Source organism: Chryseobacterium sp. SSA4.19, assembly GCF_022601875.1.
Lineage (GTDB): Bacteria > Bacteroidota > Bacteroidia > Flavobacteriales > Weeksellaceae > Chryseobacterium.
Genome location: NZ_JAKVIP010000002.1, coordinates 1 through 21,739, shown reverse-complemented (window position 1 = coordinate 21,739; position 21,739 = coordinate 1). Strand labels below are relative to the sequence as shown.

20 protein-coding genes are annotated in these 21,739 nt (G+C 36.2%); 19 read left to right on the top strand and 1 reads right to left on the bottom strand.

The window, feature by feature from the left end; translation table 11 throughout:
- Positions 1–101 precede the first annotated feature (101 nt).
- Positions 102–926 carry an N-acetylmuramoyl-L-alanine amidase gene (locus MKJ01_RS01530; RefSeq protein ID WP_241611438.1) on the top strand — a complete coding sequence of 275 codons (825 nt, stop codon included), beginning with the start codon at positions 102–104 and terminating at the stop codon, positions 924–926.
- A gap of 98 nt (positions 927–1,024) precedes the next feature.
- Here the strand turns inward: MKJ01_RS01530 and MKJ01_RS01525 are convergent, their stop codons facing one another.
- The gene (locus MKJ01_RS01525) at positions 1,025–1,459 is read right to left on the bottom strand and encodes a hypothetical protein (protein WP_241611439.1); all 435 of its coding nucleotides are present in this window, start codon (positions 1,457–1,459) and stop codon (positions 1,025–1,027) included.
- A gap of 177 nt (positions 1,460–1,636) precedes the next feature.
- Between MKJ01_RS01525 and MKJ01_RS01520 the strand changes: the two genes are divergently transcribed.
- The 18 genes from MKJ01_RS01520 (at position 1,637) to MKJ01_RS01435 (ending at position 21,700) form a co-directional block, all read left to right on the top strand.
- Positions 1,637–2,269 (top strand): response regulator transcription factor, encoded by a 633-nt coding sequence (locus tag MKJ01_RS01520; protein WP_241611440.1) that lies wholly within the window; start codon positions 1,637–1,639, stop codon positions 2,267–2,269.
- A gap of 6 nt (positions 2,270–2,275) precedes the next feature.
- Positions 2,276–3,046: a hypothetical protein gene (locus MKJ01_RS01515; protein ID WP_241611441.1), complete on the top strand. Its 771-nt coding sequence runs from the start codon at positions 2,276–2,278 to the stop codon at positions 3,044–3,046.
- Between the two features lie 629 nt (positions 3,047–3,675).
- Entirely contained in the window at positions 3,676–4,407 is a 732-nt protein-coding gene (locus tag MKJ01_RS01510; RefSeq protein WP_241611442.1) for a sensor histidine kinase, read from the top strand.
- Positions 4,408–4,538: 131 nt separating this feature from the next.
- Positions 4,539–4,742 carry a hypothetical protein gene (locus MKJ01_RS01505; protein ID WP_241611443.1) on the top strand — a complete coding sequence of 68 codons (204 nt, stop codon included), beginning with the start codon at positions 4,539–4,541 and terminating at the stop codon, positions 4,740–4,742.
- Positions 4,739–5,314: a hypothetical protein gene (locus MKJ01_RS01500; protein WP_241611445.1), complete on the top strand. Its 576-nt coding sequence runs from the start codon at positions 4,739–4,741 to the stop codon at positions 5,312–5,314. The genes MKJ01_RS01505 and MKJ01_RS01500 overlap by 4 nt, the downstream gene beginning before the upstream one ends.
- A gap of 164 nt (positions 5,315–5,478) precedes the next feature.
- Positions 5,479–6,771, top strand: a complete 1,293-nt coding sequence (eno, locus tag MKJ01_RS01495) for a phosphopyruvate hydratase (RefSeq protein WP_241611447.1) — start codon at positions 5,479–5,481, stop codon at positions 6,769–6,771.
- A gap of 85 nt (positions 6,772–6,856) precedes the next feature.
- Positions 6,857–8,143, top strand: a complete 1,287-nt coding sequence (locus MKJ01_RS01490) for a citrate synthase (RefSeq protein ID WP_241611449.1) — start codon at positions 6,857–6,859, stop codon at positions 8,141–8,143.
- Positions 8,144–8,670: 527 nt separating this feature from the next.
- Positions 8,671–9,585 (top strand): dimethylarginine dimethylaminohydrolase family protein, encoded by a 915-nt coding sequence (locus tag MKJ01_RS01485; RefSeq protein WP_241611450.1) that lies wholly within the window; start codon positions 8,671–8,673, stop codon positions 9,583–9,585.
- A 70-nt stretch (positions 9,586–9,655) separates the two neighbouring features.
- Positions 9,656–10,579 (top strand): citrulline utilization hydrolase CtlX, encoded by a 924-nt coding sequence (ctlX, locus tag MKJ01_RS01480; RefSeq protein WP_241611452.1) that lies wholly within the window; start codon positions 9,656–9,658, stop codon positions 10,577–10,579.
- Positions 10,580–10,602: 23 nt separating this feature from the next.
- Positions 10,603–10,962 (top strand): S-adenosylmethionine decarboxylase family protein, encoded by a 360-nt coding sequence (locus MKJ01_RS01475; RefSeq protein ID WP_241611454.1) that lies wholly within the window; start codon positions 10,603–10,605, stop codon positions 10,960–10,962.
- A complete protein-coding gene (locus MKJ01_RS01470; protein ID WP_241611456.1) occupies positions 10,963–12,222 on the top strand; it encodes a DUF4178 domain-containing protein in 1,260 nt (419 codons plus the stop codon). It abuts the gene before it with no gap.
- A gap of 2 nt (positions 12,223–12,224) precedes the next feature.
- Entirely contained in the window at positions 12,225–12,422 is a 198-nt protein-coding gene (locus tag MKJ01_RS01465) for a hypothetical protein (RefSeq protein ID WP_241611458.1), read from the top strand.
- 13 nt (positions 12,423–12,435) lie between these two features.
- A complete protein-coding gene (locus tag MKJ01_RS01460) occupies positions 12,436–12,651 on the top strand; it encodes a DUF350 domain-containing protein (protein ID WP_241611460.1) in 216 nt (71 codons plus the stop codon).
- Positions 12,644–14,158, top strand: a complete 1,515-nt coding sequence (locus MKJ01_RS01455; RefSeq protein WP_241611463.1) for a polyamine aminopropyltransferase — start codon at positions 12,644–12,646, stop codon at positions 14,156–14,158. The genes MKJ01_RS01460 and MKJ01_RS01455 overlap by 8 nt, the downstream gene beginning before the upstream one ends.
- Positions 14,133–15,725, top strand: a complete 1,593-nt coding sequence (locus tag MKJ01_RS01450; RefSeq protein WP_241611464.1) for an NAD(P)/FAD-dependent oxidoreductase — start codon at positions 14,133–14,135, stop codon at positions 15,723–15,725. Before MKJ01_RS01455 ends, MKJ01_RS01450 begins: the two co-directional genes overlap by 26 nt.
- The gene (locus tag MKJ01_RS01445; RefSeq protein ID WP_241611466.1) at positions 15,722–16,744 is read left to right on the top strand and encodes a hypothetical protein; all 1,023 of its coding nucleotides are present in this window, start codon (positions 15,722–15,724) and stop codon (positions 16,742–16,744) included. The genes MKJ01_RS01450 and MKJ01_RS01445 overlap by 4 nt, the downstream gene beginning before the upstream one ends.
- Positions 16,745–16,965: 221 nt before the next feature.
- A complete protein-coding gene (locus MKJ01_RS01440; protein ID WP_241611468.1) occupies positions 16,966–18,657 on the top strand; it encodes a T9SS type A sorting domain-containing protein in 1,692 nt (563 codons plus the stop codon).
- Positions 18,658–18,667: 10 nt separating this feature from the next.
- Complete coding sequence (locus MKJ01_RS01435; protein WP_241611470.1) at positions 18,668–21,700, top strand: hypothetical protein; 3,033 nt, start codon at positions 18,668–18,670, stop codon at positions 21,698–21,700.
- Positions 21,701–21,739: the final 39 nt, after the last annotated feature.

Genomic DNA, 21,739 nt, shown 5'->3' with positions numbered 1-21,739 from the left:
TAAAAAACCGTTCAGATTACTGAACGGTTTTTTTATGCCCGCTTGTAGAATTGATTTGTATCTTTAAAATCGATAATTTTATGTCACTAAAACTTTTACACATGAAAATTTTAAACAACAAATTAATTAAGACTACACCTTCAGAAACGTTGAGTTTTATAGCCTCTCCGAATAAAGGAGGTGAGATGCAGCCGGATGCTGTAATCATTCACTTTACAGCAGGCCGTAGTGCAGAAAGCTCTATCGCCTGGTTTAAGAATCCTGAAGCCAAAGCATCAGCTCATCTTGTTATTGACCGGGATGGCAAGGTTACACAAATGGTTGAATTTAATAGAAAAGCCTGGCATGCAGGAGTGAGCCGCTGGGCAGACCGATCAGGATTTAATAACTTTTCAATAGGGATTGAGCTTGATAATCCCGGGAGGCTGACAAAAGTAAACGACCGTTTTTATTCATGGTTTGAAAAAGAATATCCAAGGGAGGTTGCGGTAGAAGCAAAGCATAAACATGAAGAAAGTATGTCGTTCTGGCATAATTTTACACAGAAGCAAATTGATTCCTGTTTTAATGTGTGCAAATTACTGATGGAAACCTATAACATTAATCTTATTCTGGGACATGATGATATTGCACCGTTCCGGAAAAATGATCCGGGTCCGGCTTTTCCAATGGAAAATTTCAGAGCTAAATTAATGGGGAGGGAAGATGATACCGCAGATATCTATCGGGTTACAGGAAAAAATATCAACATAAGATCAGGTGCGGGAACAGAGTTTGAAGTGATCACCCAGCTTCCTGAAAATACCGAGGTTGAATTTGTGAAAAGCAAGTTCGGGTGGTTTTATGTCTATGTCATCAATATGCCGATAAAAAATGGGGAGCCTTTATATGGATGGATCAATGGCTCTTTACTGAGAAAACTATAACCACGATGCATGTCAGTTTATTTTGAATGAATGGGCTGATAAACTGTACACATAAAAAGGAAGGCTGTCTCATCAATAATGAACAGCCTTCTTATATTTTATATTTTGGTCTTTTTCAATTCAATAATATTGTTGCCCTGTTCCAGATGCAGGCTGTCACCTTTTACTCTTGCAGTCATATCATCTTTTTTATAGATCGTTTCATCACCTTGGGTCTCTGCCTTTTTCAGGATGAATGTTTTTTTATTGCTTGTAATGGCTACCGTATTTTCTTTTGGGGTATTTTCAAAAACTACCTTTACCAGAGTACCGTCAGTTGCTTTATATACATTACTGATTTGTTCCGTTTTCTGGCCATTCACTTCTGTCATAGAAGATCCGGTACTTACAGAATCTGTTTTACCGTTATTATCAACAATAAGCGTTGAAGAACTATCTTCTTTAATAATGCTCTTGTTTCCGCTTTCATTTTTTTTGCAGCTCATCAATGATAGAACAAGTACTGAAGCTGTCATAAAAATTCCTTTTCTCATAATGTTACTTTTTAATGTGTTGATTAATATTAATTTTAAAGATGTATATAATTTTACTAAATTTAATGAAAACAAAAACTAAAACAATAGCCTGAATTCAAAACTTTAAAAATTACACAAAAAGGTAATTGCTCTTCATTTATCTTTTGTTGAAATTTGTCTTAAACAAATACAGACATGAGCATTTCCATAGCCATTGTAGAAGACGAGAAAAATTACAACAACGCGTTGAAAAAAGTCATCAATTACCAGGATGACATGAACGTTATCGCTCAGTTTTTTGATGGCAATGCTGCATTGGACCACCTTTCTGATCTTTCACCCGATGTGGTCATGATGGATATTCAGCTCCAGGATATGTTAGGTATTCAAATCATTGAAAAGCTCAAAAAGGATATGCCTGCTACTCATTTTATTATGTGTACCAGCTTTGAGGATGATGATAAAGTTTTTAATTCATTAAAAGCCGGTGCCATGGGATATCTGGTAAAAGGCGAAAGCATGGATAAAATTCTTTCTTCGATCCGTGATGTCTGTAATGGCGGCGCTCCTATGAGTTTTTCCATAGCCCGAAAAGTTCTCAGCCATTTTGAAAGAAAGCTTCCCGAAATAAAAGGCTTTGATGAACTCACGGAACGCGAAAAGGAAATCCTGGAACTTCTGTCAGAAGGGCTTCTCTACAAAGAAATCGCCGACAAAAAATTCATTACCATTGATACGGTGAAAAAACACGTTGGAAACATCTACAGAAAACTCCACGTCAACAACAAAGTGGAGGCTATTAATAAATTTAACCATTTTAAAAACTAAGAAATTATGAGAACCATTAAACTATTGAATCTAATCTTTGGCTTGATGCTATGCCTTGGAATTATAAGCTGTAAAAAATCAGTGGAAAAAGATAAAGCTCCCGAATTTAGTATAGTAAGAGATACTATAAATTTGAAAACAAGAAATACAATTGTAAAAATTAATATCAAAGAATTAGTTTCTGAGATTCCTGATGATGTAGCCAAAGAGTATATAAAAAAATATGAAGAAATATTTACAGATGAAGAAAAATTTCCTGGAGCTTATATAATTGATAAAAAAGCATATAACAAAATACTAAATGATGATAATCCACGAAATGTATGCAAGATTCTTTTAACAGAAAAAGATAGTGTACTGAATCTAATCTATCAAAATGGAAAAGAAAAAGAATTTAGATTTAATTTAAATGAATATATTCCTGTTTCTGATACTGATTATACTAATATGGAGCGTAATTTTAATCAGAATTTATATAGCGTCATGAATTCAAGAATTACAACTTTAAATAGTACTCTTAAAAATAACACTAAGGAAATTTACATTCCTATAGAAGATCTTAAGAAGATACAACCGGTGGATAAAAATGACTATATATTTCTTTTTCCGGGTATAATAACTAGAGATACTACTAAGCCTGGTTCAAACTTAAAAAACCAACAAAATTATATAACACTAATTGCAGGGCTTTGGAGATTTGATGATTCAGGATTTGTTCTAAAAAAAGTAACGGTTTTTTATGATAATTTCTGTGTATCACCACCAAACAATTGCTAGGTGTTCTATTTATACATTTTAATGATTTTTCTTTGTTTTGTAGCTTCAATTATCAATAAAGCTGCAAGACAAAGATTTTTATGGATTTATTTTGTATTTATTTTATTATCTGAGATCTTAATATTTACAAAGATTCTTAATAATAATTTTTACAATAGAGCAAACTGTATCCATATCATTTTTATTTGTTGGTATTTTTATAAAGAATTTTTAGATAGGAAAATTTATAGAATATTATTAGTAATAATCTCATTAATTAATTTCGGATTACTGTTTAAACTGGATATTCTAAAAATCGATACAAATATTTTTAAAAGTTTTGTATTTATATTTCTAAGTATAGATTGGTTTGTCAACCAAATTAGAAAACCTGATGAAACTATAATTTATCAGAAGATGACATTTTGGATTTCATCAAGTATTTTGCTTTGGAGCACAATTTTTATTATTAGAGTTATTCCGGGACAGTTTTTTGCAGAATTAGATATGGATTTTTTGCTACTAATTAATCATCTTTATCAAATAATTACCATAATTTCTTATTTACTTTTTCTTAAAAGTCTTTTTTGTAAGCAATGATCCAAACAAATGAAGATATAAAGCTGATGTACATTATTATTTTTTTAATAATGTTGGTTTTCGTTGGTTTCATCATTTTTGTTGTTTTGATGTACAACAGAAGACAGCTTCTTTATCTAAAAGAAAAACAGCTCAAAGAATCCGAATACCAAAACCAGCTTCTCCAAAAAGAACTTGAAAAACAAAAGCTGATCGAAAAAGAACGCGAAAGGATTTCCCACGATATGCATGATGACCTTGGTGCTGGAATTTCCGCATTAAAACTGCAGGCTGAATTTTTAAAGCAGCGGGCAGAAGATGAAGATTTTAAAAGCGACATTGATGAATTGCTGAAAACCTCTGAAGAGATGAACCTTTCCATGCGGGAAATGCTCTGGAGCCTGAATTCCGGAAATGATACCTTGGGAAGCTTTATTGACTATGCAAAAGCCTACGCCCAGAACTTCCTCAAAAAAACAACAATAGCTATTCATATTGAAAGTGAAAATGTGATTTCTGAAACCATCATTACTACAGAACAGCGACGTAACCTCTTTCTATGCCTGAAAGAAGCAATTAACAATGCATACAAGCACAGTCAGTCAAACAGGCTTAGCCTTTCCTTTATACAGCAGAAAAAAGAATTCATAATGAAAATTTCGGATAATGGGATTGGCATTGATCCCGAAAAACCGGAAGGCAATGGCTTACGCAATATGAAACGGAGAATGCAGGAACAGAACGGCCATTGTGAAGTGACCACGGAAAACGGGACCCATCTAATTTTCAGGATAGAATTATAGAAAAAAGTATTTAGGTTTAATATAACAGCACCATTTTTATGATGCTGTTTTTTTGTAAATCACCCATTTGTGTAATTGACTTATTATAATATTAACAGGATATTTGTGAAGGATAATTAAAAATAATTATAATGAATGAATTTAAAATTACAAATTATTTATTAGAGTGGAATATAAACACAAACTCAGGAAGAATAATATTAGAACTTCTTGGGAGACCGACACAATTTGTTGATCCTATAGATTTTGAAAATTTTATCGTATTAACAAAAGTACTCGCAAAAGGGAATGCTTGGATAAGGAATGGTAATATTATATTTAATAAATTTTCATGAAAAATCTATTATTTTTATTGATAATGAGTATGGCCATTTTTTCTTGTGGCACATCTCATAAAGCAACATTAGAAGAATTAAAAAGTACAAGGTCTAATTATCAGATGTCATATGATGCAATGAGAAGAGGAACTGTACTAAGTTTAGATGAGAATGGGAAAATTGAAAGTATTTTATCTGAAGTTCAGCCAGATGCAGCAATAGCTACAACAACAGAGATTACAAGTAAACTTGCTGGGAATTTGAGTCAGCATAAAAACATTTCAATTGATCAAATGACAAAGATAGCTGAAACACTGTCTAAGTTAGGGGAAAGAACTGCTCAAGTTAATATGCTTAGAGATGCTTTATACAGACTTGAAGAACATTGTATAAACTTTAAGAATGAATGTAAGGGAGAAGTATATTGGAATAGTTTCAATAATGTTGTTCAAGCTATCACAGCTATACAGAAAGGAGTCGTGGAAACTGCAGAAAAAGAAGTGGAGAAAGCAAGTGTTGAACTGAAAAAAATTCAAGAGTTCAAGACACTTCCCCCAGAAGAAAAAGCAATGTATTATAACGTAAAATAATCATTTTTTGCAAATGAGTATTTTAGTTTATTGAAAATAACTCTTAATTATTCAAGATTACAATATTAACTAAAATTTAACTCACATAAATCGATAAATTATCTCTTCCATACCTTGAAATTTTAAAAATTCATTAAATTTGTCTGAACTATAAAAAAAGAATAATGAGTTACATTTCTTACATAGAAGCAAGACAGATTTTGGATTCAAGAGGAAATCCTACAATTGAAGTGGATGTATTTACAGAAAGCGGAGCGATGGGTCGTGCTGCAGTACCTTCCGGAGCCTCTACCGGAGAGCATGAAGCGGTGGAACTGCGTGACGGCGGCTCAGAGTGGATGGGGAAAGGGGTTTCCAAAGCTGTAGAAAATGTAAGAGAAGTAATCGCTCCTGAATTGGTAGGGCTTCCGGTATATGACCAGAACCTTTTAGATCAGATTATGATTGATCTTGACGGCAGCAACAATAAAGGAAATCTTGGGGCCAATGCTATTCTGGGGGTTTCTTTAGCAGCAGCCAAAGCGGCGGCCACTGAACTGAAAATGCCTTTATATAAATATGTAGGTGGAGTGAATGCCAATACATTGCCGGTTCCGATGATGAATGTTATCAATGGGGGATCTCATTCTGATGCGCCTATTGCATTTCAGGAATTTATGGTAATGCCGGTAAAGGCAGATTCTTTCTCCCATGCTTTGAGAAAAGGGACTGAGATTTTCCACAACCTGAAAGCAATCCTTCATTCAAGAGGCCTTTCTACGGCCGTAGGTGATGAAGGCGGGTTTGCACCGACTTTCACAGGAACTGAAGATGCTTTGGATACTTTACTGCAGGCGATTGAAAAAGCAGGTTACAAACCAGGTGATGATGTTATGATTGCTTTGGATTGTGCCGCTTCAGAATTCTACAAAGATGGAGTTTATGATTACAGAAAATTCCAGACTCCAGACGCCGCACAGTTTTCAAGCAGTGAGCAGGTTTCTTACCTGGCCGAATTGGCAAATAAATACCCAATTATCTCTATCGAAGATGGGATGCAGGAAAATGACTGGGAAGGATGGAAAATGCTTACCGATAAAATTGGTGACCGGGTACAGTTGGTAGGTGACGATTTATTCGTAACCAATGTGGAAAGGCTGGCAAGAGGAGTTAAAGAAGGTATCGCCAACTCGATCCTTGTAAAAGTTAACCAGATCGGTTCTCTTTCTGAAACCATGGCTGCCGTACAGATGGCTCAGCACAATAAATTTACTTCTGTGATGTCTCACAGATCAGGTGAAACTGAAGATTCTACCATTGCAGATTTAGCAGTAGCGATGAACTGCGGTCAGATCAAAACAGGCTCTGCCTCAAGATCAGACAGGATGGCGAAATATAATCAGCTGTTAAGAATTGAAGAGGCTTTAGGTGAAACGGCTGTTTTCCCGGGACTGGATGCCTTTAAAATCAAAAGATAATTCATCGAATTTATAAATTACGGCAAGCGAAATTTTTTGTTTGCCGTATTTTATAAGAAGTAGTATATTTAAAAAAAAATAAATAATGTCAGACAACAAAGTAATATTGAATTACGCAGGTAATTCGTATGAATATCCAATTGTAGATAGCACTATCGGAGACAGAGGAATCGATATTTCAAAATTAAGAGACCAGACAGGTCTTATCACTTTAGATTTAGGGTACAAAAATACCGGAGCTACCCTTAGCGACATCACTTACTTAGACGGAGATAAAGGAGAATTGTTCTACAGAGGATATCCGATCGAGCAGATTGCTGATAAATCCAACTTTACAGAAGTAATGTACCTTTTATTGCATGGTGAGCTTCCTACTCAAAATCAGTACAATTCTTTCGAATCAAACATTAAAAAATATAATTTCGTAGCAGAGGAGATGAAAAAAATCATCGATGCTTTCCCTCGTTCTGCTCACCCGATGGGAGTTTTATCTTCTTTAACTTCTGCATTAACAGCCTTTAATCCTAAAGCAGTTAACGTAAACTCTAAAGAAGAAATGGACCTTGCTGCAGAGTTGATGATTGCCAAGTTCTCTCACCTTTGTGCATGGACGTATAGAAAAACATTAGGTTTGCCAATTAACCACGGGGATAACAGTCTGAATTACGTAGAAAACTTCTACAAAATGGCTTTCAGAATGCCAAACCAGGAGTTTGAGATTGATCCTGTAGTTGTTCAGGCTTTAGATAAATTATTAATCCTTCACGCAGACCACGAACAAAACTGTTCTACTTCTACCGTAAGAATGGTAGGCTCTGCACATACAGGTCTTTTTGCTTCTATCTCAGCAGGGGTTTCAGCACTTTGGGGACCACTTCACGGTGGTGCTAACCAGGCAGTAATCGAAATGCTGGAGCTGATTGAAAAAGACGGAGGCGATGTTAACAAATGGGTAGCAAAAGCTAAAGATAAAAATGACAGTTTCCGTTTAATGGGCTTTGGACACAGAGTGTACAAAAACTTCGACCCGAGAGCGAAAATTATCAAGAAAGCAGCTGATGATATTCTTAATGCATTGGGAATTCAGGATAAAGCGCTTGATATTGCTATGCAGTTGGAAAAAGTGGCGCTGGAAGATGAATATTTCGTAGAAAGAAAATTATATCCAAACGTAGATTTCTATTCAGGAATCATCTACAGAGCGTTAGGCATTCCTACGGAAATGTTCACTGTCATGTTTGCTTTAGGAAGACTTCCGGGATGGATTTCTCAGTGGAAAGAAATGAGAATAAAAGGAGATCCTATCGGAAGACCGAGACAGGTATACCAAGGGGCTCAGCAAAGAGACTACATCGATATGGTAAATAGATAATCATCTGTACGATTATAATAAAATCCCAAAGCTCGCCTGCTTTGGGATTTTTTATTTTGATATTTTCAAATTATGGACACTGACATCTATCGCAGGTCCAGATATAACATTTTCCTGAGTCATCCCATTCGCAGCATCTTCGACCGGCAGTATTAATACCGCCTGCAATCGTTTTTTGATTTTCTCTGCTTAGCTTGTGTGCGTGTTTCAGCACGGAGTTTTTCTTGTTCATGATCTTGATGTTTGATTGTTAATAATTTAAGTTTAAGTTTTCAAAACTATTTCACTAATGTATGAAATTAAAATAATGTAATTGTATTTTTAAACGTAAAATATTGATTTATAGATAAATTATCCATTAGAAATTTTATAACAGTGATGAAATTTAATATATCGCAAACAAGCGTTTATTAAAAACTATAAAGTGATTAATTTTTAGAACATAATTGAATTACAATCCTAAATATAGCATAAAAGTTTCGCAGATACAGTCCTTTACTTATATTTGCAATATTGCATAAATCTTTATGAAACTAAATATAAAAAATGAAACGGGCAGGCTTAAATCAGTAGTTTTAGGACAGCCCAATTCCTTAGGAGGTGTTCCTACACTCGAAGAAAGTTACGATGCCAAATCCTATCATTCCATTGAAAACAATATTTATCCTAAAGAAGAGGAGATTATTAATGAAATGAATGCTTTTGAAGCCGTTTTAAAAAAATATGATGTAGAAGTACTCCGTCCGAGTATTATTGAAGACTACAACCAGGTTTTTGCCAGGGACGTGGCCTTTGTAATTGATGATAAAATGATTATCTCTAATGTTATATCGGACAGGGCTGATGAGCAGGATGCTTACAAAAGTATTTTTGAAAAAGTAAAATGGAGGGATATCATCAATCTCCCTGAAACTGCGCACATAGAGGGAGGTGATGTTATTGTGTGGGACAATTTCTTATTTGTCGGAACCTGCTTCAGCGAAGATTACAGGAACTATAAAACGGCAAGAACAAACGAATATGCCATAGAAATTCTTAAAGAATACTTCCCTAAAAAAAGGATCATCGATCTTGAATTGAAGAAAAACGACAAAATTCCATACGAAGGCATTCTTCATTTGGACTGCACTTTCAATCCGGTAGGAAAAGACAAGTGCATTATCTATAAAAATGGGTTTGTGGATGAAAGCGATTACCATTTGATTATTGATATTTTCGGGGAAGAAAACTGTTTCCACGTTACAGACCAGGAAATGTTTGAAATGTTTCCGAATATTTTTTCAATCTCTCCTGAAATTGTAGTTTCAGACAAAGCGTTTACCAGGATGAACAACCATCTGAGGAACGAATGGGGAATGACAGTGGAAGAAATTCCGTACAGGGAAATTTCGAAAATGGGCGGACTTTTACGGTGCTCTACAATGCCGCTTGTGAGGGAATAAAAAAACCGTTAAGATTTCAGATTGGGAATTTTTTAATTTTCCAATCTTTTAATTTTTAATCAAATAAGACATGCAGACAACAGATACAGTATTAATGATAGAGCCGATTGCCTTCGGCTTTAACGAAGAGACGGCAAAAAACAATTATTTTCAGATAGAGCAGAAAGGTTTTGATATCCAGTTTAAAGCGCTTACTGAATTTAAAGCATTTGTTGATAAATTAAGGAGCAGGGGAATCAATGTCATTACCATTAAGGATACCCTGGATCCTCATACTCCGGATTCCATTTTCCCGAACAACTGGGTAAGCTTCCATAAAGACGGTAAAGTAGTGATGTATCCGATGTTCGCATCCAACAGAAGGGTAGAAAGAAGAGAAGATATTATAGATAGCATAAAAGAACAGGGATTCGAAGTAACAGAAATTGACGACTGGTCTTTTCCGGAAATGCAGGGGCATTTCCTGGAAGGAACGGGAAGTATGATTTTCGATCATGACAATAAACTGGCTTACGGTTCAGTTTCCTTACGCCTGGATGAAAACCTGTTCAGGGAATTCTGTGAGAAATACGGTTTTACTCCTGTCGTTTTCCACTCATTTCAAACAGTAGGAGAAGAAAGACTTCCGATCTATCATACGAACGTGATGATGTGTGTGGCAGACCAATTTGTAGTTATTTGCCTGGATTGCATCGACAACGAACTCGAAAGGAGCAAGGTTGTGGAAACCATTAAAAATTCAGGAAAGGAAATCATTGAGATTTCAGAAGCTCAGATGCAGCAGTTTGCCGGAAATATGCTTCAGGTTCATAACAATGACGGAGAAAAATTCCTGGTGATGAGCGAAACGGCTTACAAATCACTGGATGCCGATCAGGTTTCTGCCATAGAAAAATACTGTGAAATCATTTATTCGGACCTCAACACGATTGAAGTAAACGGAGGAGGCAGCGCCCGCTGTATGCTGGCAGAAGTTTTCTTACCGAAAAAATAATTATTCTGAAAAAAACTAATCCATTGGAATCACCCACCAGTAAAGGTTTACATATTCTTCTGACTTTGGAAACAGAGTCAGAAGATGTATTAACAGACAGCGAAGGCTTTCTGGCATTTACACAAAAAAGCCTTGCTACAAAAGATGTGGAAATTGTAGGCATTACCAATCATATTTTTGAAAACCGAAGTTTTACTTCGGCAGTCTGCCTTAAGGAATCCCATCTCTGCATCCATACCTGGCCGGAGTTTAAACAACTCACTTTTGATATTTTCCTCTGCAATTATATGCAGGACAATACTGCCAAAGTTGAAACAATCGCCGATGAGGTGATTGCTTATTTTAAAGCTAAAACCATTCAGAAACATAAAATTTATAGATAAATGCATTACGTTTGCCCCATCTGTAAAACTGAAAATAAACATGAGCTTACATTTTCCGTACGGGAATATGTCTGCGGCTCATGTTCAAGGCTCATTAATACCCATAAAAACATTTCCGAAAAATCAAGGATCACAAAACCTGTTGAAAATGTTGTTCTGAAAGTCGGACAAAACGGAATCATTCACCGAACAGAATATACTGTTACAGGGATTATTATCAGGAAGTACGGTTCAAGTATCTTCTGGAGAGAATATTATTTAAAAGACAAAAGCGGGAAAGATGCTTTTTTAAGTGAAAGCGACGGCCATTGGGTTTTTCTGGAGCCGATTATTGGACCCGGAGTGAAAAAAATATTCGATATGAAAGCGGCGGAATTCAACGGCAGAAATTACCGTTGGTATGAGACGACAGAATGTACTACTTATGCAGCGGCAGGCTTTTTCGAAGATAAATTAAATTTCGGGCTTACCACCTACAGGGAATATGTCAACGCTACCCAGATGATTTCTCAGGAACAGTCCGGCAGTTCAAACGAATTCTTCTTTGGCAGGCATATTTCAAAGTATACCGTAAAAAAAGCGTTTCATATTTCCAGTCTTCCCGGTTATTCAGGAATCGGGATTGTACAGCCTTTCTATTTTGATTTTAAACAGACCCTGAACATTATGGGGGTAGCAGCTTTACTTATTTGTGTGATCCAGCTGTATGTAATGGCGTCAAGATCAAATGCATTGGTTTTTGAACAGGAAATCAGCTTTGCAGAGGTAAAAGATAAAGAGCTGGTAAGCAAAAGCTTTGATCTGTCCGGCGGCTCAGCTCCTTTAAGAGTTGATCTCTCTTCTGATGTCAGTAATTCCTGGGCCAGTGTAGGCTTAAGTCTGGTGAATGAGAAAACCAGTGAAATTGCGTATGCATCGAAAGATGTAGAAGAATACCATGGTTATGAGGACGGGGAAAACTGGAGCGAAGGAAGTACAAACAATGAATTCAATTTTTGTGGTGTAGCTCCCGGAAAATATCATTTCTTGATTTCGGCAGACAAACAGGAATCGCCGGTGACTTCTGTCTCCACAGATAGTTCAGCCCCTGAAAATAAATCGGTAAAAATAAAAGCGGAATGGCTTCCTGTCTCGTTCTGGAATTTCGGAATCATCATGTTTCTTTTAGCGGGATTTGTCGCCGCATGCTATTTCGGAAAAAAAATATTTGAACAGTCCAAATGGAATAACAGCTCTAATTCACCCTATCCACAAACGTAATAATGAACAATATTGTAAGCTATATAAAAGAAAACTGGCTGCTGTGCCTCATTGGGGTCTTTTTTATCAGTTGGTTTACCTATCTTACCTTTCAAGGAAACCAGCTCTGCGACTGTGAAAAAACAGAAAAATATCAGGACGGAACCACCAGAAGGCACCATTCCTCAGGGGTGGGCTATTACAGATACTATCACAAATAAAAAAATATAAGCTATGGATCAGATCAATTTTCTGCCAATAATCAATTCAGTGATTTACTCCTTTTTAGGAATCGCTATTTTGCTGGTTTGTTATGTTATCATCGAAAAATTAACACCGGAAAAAACGTGGCATGAGATTGCACATAATAAAAATACGGCATTGGCCATTATTTTCGGAGCATTTATTATCGGGATTTCAATTATTATAAGCGCAGCCATTCATGGATAAGAAGAGGATTCCTCTTGAACTGCTGTTAATGTTTTCCGTATTTGTCATAGCAACATGCGGCCTGATTTACGAATTGGTGGCAGGTGCTCTCGCAAGCTATCTATTAGGAGATTCCGTAAAACAGTTTTCTTTCATTATCGGGGTATATCTGTTTTCAATGGGAGTAGGTTCCTATTTTGCCAAATTCATTAAAGGTAACCTTATTGATAAGTTTGTAGAAATAGAAATTCTTGTCGGCATTATCGGAGGGATCAGTTCGGTGGTTTTATTTATTCTGTTCAATACACTGGCGCATTTCGAGGCGGTGTTATACCTTTTTGTGTTTTTTACGGGCTGTCTGGTCGGTGTGGAAATTCCGCTGCTGATGAATATCCTGAAAGACCGGGTTCAGTTTAAAGATCTTGTGTCCAATGTCTTTGCTTTTGATTATATCGGAGCTTTACTGGCTTCTATCCTGTTTCCATTGGTGCTGATTCCCAATTTGGGAATTGTAAAGACGCCTTTGTTTTTTGGGCTGATTAATATTTCGATTGCCATATTCTTATGCTTTTACCTTAATAAAGAATTGTCAAAACCAATTTCTTTGAAAGCAAAAGCCATTGCCGCCTTCGCCTTTTTAGTAGCTCTTTTTATTTTTTCAGATAGAATTTTATCTTATTCTGAAGAAAAATTATACGGGGAAAATGTAGTATATACAAAAAGCTCACCTTATCAACGGATTGTTTTAACCAGAAATAACCGCGAATTCAGACTCTATTTAAACAACAACCTGCAGTTTTCTTCAACAGACGAATACCGCTATCATGAAGCTTTGGTGCATCCTGCCATGTCGATAGCAAAAAATATTGATGAGGTCCTTATCCTTGGCGGAGGCGACGGCTTTGCTGTCCGCGAAGTATTGAAATACAAAGAGGTTAAACACATTACATTGGTTGATCTGGATGGTGAAATGACAAATTTCTTTAAAACCAACCAGACCATGCGGGAACTGAATCAGAATTCTTTATCAAACCCGAAGTTAAAAATCATCAACAAGGATGCGTATATCTGGGTGAAAGAAAATACGCGGAAATTCGGGGTTATCATCATTGATTTTCCGGATCCGTCCAACTACAGTTTGGGGAAACTCTATTCTCTGCAGTTTTACAGGGAACTGGAACGCCTTGCCACCACCGATACAAAAATAGTAGTGCAGACCACTTCACCTTATTTCGCGCCTAAATCTTTCTGGTGTATTGAGAAAACCATCCACCAGGTTTTTCCTTTTACTTCGGCTTACCATACTTACGTTCCTTCATTCGGTGAATGGGGATTTTCAATGGCTTCCTTCGAGCCTTTGGATAACAAAATATACCGTAAAATTCCTGATCTTAAATTCTACGATTATAATTTCTCACAGCTGTCTTATTTTACCAAGGACATGAAAACAAAGGATATTGAAGTCAACCGGCTGGACAATCAAATTTTAGTACGTTATTTCGATGAAGAGTGGGGGAAAGTACAATAGGAAAGATTTCCTGAAAACGATCTTTTTAGGCGGCCTGATGATTCCGTTCTTACAATATTGCAGTAAAAAAGGAAAGTCTTTGCTGCTTAAGATCACCGGAACGCATCATGTGCTTGGGCATCGGCTTTGGGCTAAGGATTTTCCTGAACCTGCAGAAGAGGTCCATATCAAATACCTGATTGTTGGTGGCGGTATTTCCGGGCTTTCTGCATGCCGGTATCTTCATCAAAACAATGAACATGACTATCTTTTGCTGGAAATGGAGGATCATTTGGGAGGTAATTCATCAGGCGGAAAAAACCAATTTTCAAGATTCCCTTTAGGGGCACACTATTTACCATTACCCAATAAAGAAAATACGGAAATCATCAGTTTTCTCAAAGAATGCGGGATTTATCAGGGTGACGATGAAAACGGTGAACCGGTTTTAGATGAATATCAGATGATTTTTCCTCAGCAGGAACGCCTGTTTTTTAAAAATTCATGGCAGAATGATCTTGTTCCCCAAAAAGGAATTTCTGCAGAAACTCAGGAAGAACTGGACCGTTTTTTTACCATGATGAACCATTTCCGGAACAAAAAGGATTCAGGCGGGAACTATTGGTTTGCGATTCCGGTGGAAGATTCCAGCCGGGAAGATGAGGTGCTACGGATAGAAAAAATGATTTTTAAAGACTGGCTGTATCAGCGTCAGTTTACATCTGAAGAATTGCTCTGGCTGCTGGATTATTCCTGCCGTGACGATTACGGACTGGGAATCGATTACGTTTCTGCATGGGCAGGCATTCATTATTTTGCAGGAAGAAAAAACAACTGGAGTAAGAACTATAAAGATCAGGTATTTACCTGGCCTGAAGGAAATGCACGCCTGTCCAAACATTTGTCAGCTTATACAGAAGGAAAATCTTTACCGGGCAATTTAGTTTTTGAGGTTACGATAAAGGATAACGTTGAAGTATTAAGTTTTGACAATATCCATAAGAAAACAAATAAAATCATTGCTGAAAAAGTACTGTTTGCCACTCCGCAATTTATTAATGAAAGAATTTTTAATATAAAAAGGGCAGAAGGGTTTACTTATGTTCCGTGGCTGTTAACCACCATTACTTTACAAAATGAGTTTGGAGGAGATGAAGAGCTGGCCTGGGATAATGTGATCTACGGTTCGGAAGGATTAGGCTATATTTACGATCAGCATCAGAATATCGAACAGATCATGGGCGAAAAAGTGATCACCTACTACAGGAGCTTTTCAACCGCTGACTGTAAGAAGGCGAGAAAAAGATTGTATGCTCTACAGGAAGATGAGCTGGAAAATTTAGTTTTGAACGATCTGAAAAAAGCCCACCCCTTAATCGAAGACTTTATCATCGAAATGCAGTTTCATAAAATCGGACATGCCATGATTGCTCCTGTTCCGGGCCAGATCTTTAATAAGCCGGAAGCAAAAACTCCTATTGAAGGAAAAGTTTTCTTTGCCCATTCTGATTTATCCGGGATTTCAATTTTTGAAGAAGCCTTTTACCAGGGGCTGAGAACCGCAGAACAAATGACCGGACACTTATGAAACAGCCCTGGATCCATAGTGCCAAAACAGACAGCTGGCTGATTTTAGCGCCACCTTTTGTCATCTTGCTGATCATCTTTATTTTTCAAAGAGATATCCGTGAACTGGAAAATCAGTATTCCTTTTATACCTGGCTTTTCCTCATTGTTTTTGTAGATGTCGCCCATGTTTATTCCACTTTGTTTAAAACCTATTTTGTAAAAGCAGAAATACGGAAAAGAAAGTTTTTATATTACGGGATTCCTTTATTGAGCTGGGTGTTGGGACTTGTTTTATATCAGTTCGGCAGCCTGGTATTCTGGTCAGCACTAGCTTTGGTCGCCGTATTCCATTTTATCAGGCAGCAATATGGCTTCATGCGGATTTATGCCCGTTTTGAACACGATACCCTAAACAAGAGAATTGATGAGGTGGCTGTATATTCGGCTACGGTTTTTCCAATGCTGTATTGGTTTAAAACGCCGAGAGCCTTTAACTGGTTTGTTGAAAATGAATTCAGCTGGTTCCAAAGCATACCTGATTATACAAAAGGGATTACGGTTGTATATTTCATTATTTTAATCATCTGGCTGATCAAAACGGTTTCTGAAATTTTTAAAACCGGACAGTTTAACATTCCTAAAATAGCGTTGATTACCGGGACCTATCTATCCTGGTATTTTGGGATTGTTTATTTTAACAATGATCTGTTGTTTACATTGCTCAATGTTATTTCCCATGGAATCCCATACATCGCTTTAATTTACATCAGGGAAATTGAGCAGAAAGAAGCCCGGCATTTGAATCGGTTTTCTGTTTTTAGGTCCGGCTTCGGGATTTTATTATTTATCGCAGTCATTTTAGGTTTTGCTCTTTTCGAGGAGCTTCTATGGGAAGTACTGGTCTGGAACGAACATTTTTCAATGAACATAAAAGTATCTTCGGAATGGTTTCAGTTTCTGGTTCCTTTCTTGGTCGTTCCGCAGCTTACCCATTATTTACTGGATGGATTTATCTGGAGAAAGCCTTCTCCTAAATAAAATATTTTTGCCTTGTTTATTTCATATAACACGACACGTTTTGTCGTATTGCGTCTATACCTTTGCTTCAGAAGAAATTGAAGAAGAATAAGCAGAGATCATGTTCACCTATAAAGCTCATACCATTCACATTAAATATTTGTCATACACTTTTACCATCACTTAAAAGCCCTACTTTTGCAGCGTTAAAAAATTGATAACACACTGAAAATACACTAAGCATGAAAAAACTCTACATGAGTGCACTGTTTCTGTGCGTCTCTCTCGGCATATCAGCCCAGGAAGTGGTTTGGCAGAAAGACATCCAATCCTCCACCCAGGATTTCCTTTCCCACGTTACCACTACCATTGACCAGCAATACTTAATTACCGGGAGCTCCATCCATCCTTCGACAGGCTCAGGAACCGATAGCCAAAAGCTTACCTCCGATACTAAACAAAACAACGGCTACGATTTCCATCTGGTAAAATTAAACCAGCAGGGAGAAGAAGTCTGGGAAAAATACTTCTCAGGCCGGAACCATGATTTTTTATCAGCTGCGGTAGGTACACAGGAAGGCGGATTTTTGCTTGCCGGAACCTCTTACAGCGGAAAAGGCCTTGATAAAAAAGAAGATTCCAAAGGCGGCTCGGATATTTGGGTGATTAAGATCAATGAATTCGGGGACGAGCTGTGGCAGAAAACCATCGGCGGAAGTTCCGATGAAGAAGCCAGGGCCGTCATCCAGACCACAGACTTAGGATTCTTTATAGCAGGCAATGTTGCCTTCGGCTCCGCCCAGGCAACGGGCAAAGGCTACGGATCCAAAGATGTCCTGGTCATCAGGCTTGATAAAAACGGAGGCATAGCCTCTCAAATTATAATAGGCGGAAAAGGTTTGGACGAAGTCGAGAAAATGGTTCCCACCAAAGACGGCGGAGCTTTACTGGGTATCTATTCCCGGAGCGGAGCTTTCTCTAACGGTAATAAGCAATCGGTAATGAATAATATCAATTCAAATGCAAAAACCAATGAATCACAGATTACTGATTACCCATTAGCGATTACTCATCCAAAATCAACGGAAAACTACGGTGAAGGCGATTACTGGATCATTAAGCTCAGCAAAGAAGGCAAATTAGAATGGGAAAAGAACTACGGAGGCAAAGGCGATGACCATGTAAGGACGTTAGCTTTAACTTCCACAGGCTATCTCATCGGAGGCGAATCCAGGTCGGAACGGTCAGGCAATAAATCGGTAGGGATCGAAGAAGGAACCGACCTTTGGCTCATTTCACTTGATGAAAGAGGCGAAGAAATTTGGCAGAAATCCTACAGCTTTAAGAACCGGGATGTGCTGATGGGGATGAGTGTCATCACGAAGAGAAAAGAGGAAAGAGCAAAGAATAAAGAGGTTACCACGGGGATTTTACTGGGTGGTTATACCCAGGCGGAAGGCAGGATGGAAACGGATGATGAGACGTTCTGGATGCTATACCTGGACCAGGATGGCAATGAGCAGTGGAGAAAGCATGTCAAGGGAGAATCAAGGAAGAGAGAAGAAAGATTATCCGATATTAAGCTGAACCGTGACGGCTCGATTATCCTGGCCGGAACCAGTGCAGAAGAGCTCGGAAAGGAAAACTGGAAGATCGTGAAGCTGGGTGACAGGCAGATTGACCAATTGATCGAGAAGTTAGATATCAAGATTTACCCGAACCCGGTGAGTGATTATGCGTATGTGGAGATTGGGTTTGATTTCAAGGAAGCGGAGATTACCGTGTATGATATGGGCGGAAGGCAGCTGCAGAGTTTGAAAACCAAAAATAAGGTGACGAAGATCAATACTCAGAATCTGATTCAGGGAGCTTACCTGATTACGATTAAAACGAATGATAATAAAACCGCAAGTGCGAAAGTAATTAAGAAATAAAACATACATAATGAAGAAGATTTTTATACAGTTTATAGCCATTACTACTTTTATTGCTATACATAAAACATATGCTCAGTCTTTAGAATTACCTAAAAACATCCAGTCTCCAAATGCATCTTCACTAGGAAAGTATGGGGATATTCCTATGGATTTATATTCTGGAAGAGCTAATGTGAATATACCTCTATATTCATTAAATGAAGGGAATATTCCATTAGACATTACCATGAATTATGATACAGGCGGAGTAAGGGTCAATGATGTTCCTGGTTGGGTAGGTCAAAACTGGACATTAAATGCAGGAGGCATAATTACAAGAAGTCAAAGAGGACAAGGATTTGACGAAGGAAAAACCTGTTCATTAGTTTCGGGAAATCCTGATTCTAAATGGGGATATTTACATTATAGAAGCGATTTACAATCTAATAACTTAAATGATGTTGGCAGTATCTCGAATTTGGTACATAACTATAATAATGTTTGGGGAAATCCTAAAGATTATGAACCGGATATTTTTACATTCAACTTTATGGGTAAGACAGGTAAGTTTTTTTTAGGAGAAGATGGTGGTTGGAAAGTTTCATCAAAATATAATTTGAAAATTGAAATTAATGAAAGTGATTATTTTCTTCCATTTAATATTAATTATTTTGGAGGTCAAACTGGAAATATGTGGAAAAGATGCCCTTCAATAGGTAAGATAAAGATATCTGATGATGAAGGAAATTATTACATTTTCGGTAAAACTCAAAATGATATAGAATATACAATTAATTCATATGACCATCAATCAGAATTGGCATTATATTCCAGTGCATGGTACTTATCAGAAGTGTACAATAAGTTTGGAACTAAAATTTATTCTTTTCAATACGAAAGAGGAGATGATCAAGGACAATTATATGTATATGCTGGCGGAAAATTTTTACGAAGAGATGCATGCGGGATGTATGGAGCTTGTGCACAAACAATTTCTAATCAATTTGAAGCTATCGTGGCTGGAAATCTTGTTAAGCCATGTTATCTTACTAAAATAACTTCTAATAAGGGTATCACTATAAATCTCTCTTCTATTAATCATAATTCTCTTAAGTATAAAGCAGATGATCCTATTATATATAGGACAAATTATAGGCAGAGTGAATACTATAATAATCTCATTTCAATAGGACAAGCTAATCAGGCTTGGTATATGTTCAATTATTATTTTTGGTATTCGATTCATACACCTATGAATAATAGTGATCCAATGACTGAAAATCCAATTTATCAGACAGGCAGCTATTTAGCAAGTTTGGGCAAAATTATTACAGAATGGAAATGGAGAAAATTAAATAATATCATTATTAAAGATGAGAATAACTTACCATTAAAAACAATAAACTTTAATTTTAATGATGATCCAAACAAAAGATTGAAACTACAAAAAATCACTATTGATAATCAATTCAAATATTCATTTGACTATAACAATTTTGACTCTTTGCCTACCTTTTGTTCTCAAGCTTTTGATCATATGGGCTATTATAATGGCAATAATTATAATGTATATGTGGTTGATGAAGTTAATCACTATTCAAATAGACAAACAAATGCCAATTATGTATCTTATGGTACTTTGAATAAAATAACTTATCCATTAGGAGGATATACAACCTTTGAATATGAACCCCATAGTTATACGTCATATGTTTCTAATAACAGAACATCTCTAATTAATGAATCAGGAATAATAGGTGGGGTTAGAATAAAAAGATCTATTGACTATAGTGATCCAAATAATAAAATTATAAAAGAATATTTATATCAAAATGATATTTCTAACAATCTATCAAATGGAATTTTACAATTAAAAAATGTATATAGAATTGTCGATTTTCCTGGAAAAACAGACTGTGGATCAAATTTTTACGAAAGTAGCTTTAGTATGAATAGCATTGTCCCGTTATCTAATTTTTCTGGGACACATATAGAATATCCTGTTGTTATTGAAAAAAGATCTGACGCTAATGGAAATTCTATTGGATATATAAAGAATAATTATACATCCTATATTGACTATAAGGATTCTCGTCTTGGTACGATTCAATTGTCATTTAGCATTTTTGATCCCAAAACTGATTTTAGTTTTAAAAGAGGGCAAATAAAGAAAAAATCTGTATATGATATCAATAATATTCTTAAACAGGAAGAAGAATTTATATATGATATGACAGGAATGAAAAAAGTTAAAGCATTGTCATATGATATATTTGGAACTTGTATTTTGACAGGAAAACCAGGAATTCCTGATGGGATGCCTGATGGTAATCCTGGACTTAAAGGAACAGGTTATGAAATTTATTATTCAGATTTCAATTTAGTAACCAAAAAAACACGGACTTATGGCAGTAATGGTCAGGTGTTTGAAACTGTTGAAAATAATAATTATATTGATTACGGAAATTTCGGAGATAATATACTGAAGAGTAAATCTTCTATTGATAGTAATGGAAGAACTATTTCAGAAAATTACATTTATTCTTTTGATAAGAATGGTACAGAACCTTACACTTCTTTAACGAATAAAAGAGAATTTCCTATTGTAGAAATAACAAAACTTTCTAATCAAGAGGTTTTAGAAAAAACAAAAACAGATTATGCTCTGATACCAACGGTTGATATATCTGGAAATCTTATTACTTCTCAAATATTTCCACAAAAAATTTCAGAAGCTAAGGGTAACAATATACCTGATGAAAAACTGATAATCGACAAATATGACATTGAAAACCATATTTTAAAAGCTCATAAAGCTGATGGAAATTTTGTCTATTACTATTATGGTTATAATAACAGATATCCTATTCTTAGGGTAGAGGGAACAGAAATCTCTAATGAAAATAGTCTATTAAATAGTTTAAACTCATTAAAATCGTTACTAACTGCTTCAAATCCTGATTATACACAAATTAAACAGCAGCAATCTACTATTATTAGTCAATTGCCCAATCATATATGTGTATGTAATCTTCCCTGTCTTAGGTACACTCAAAAGTAGAGTTTTTGATTAATAATTTCTTGTTGTCGTTGTTAAAAT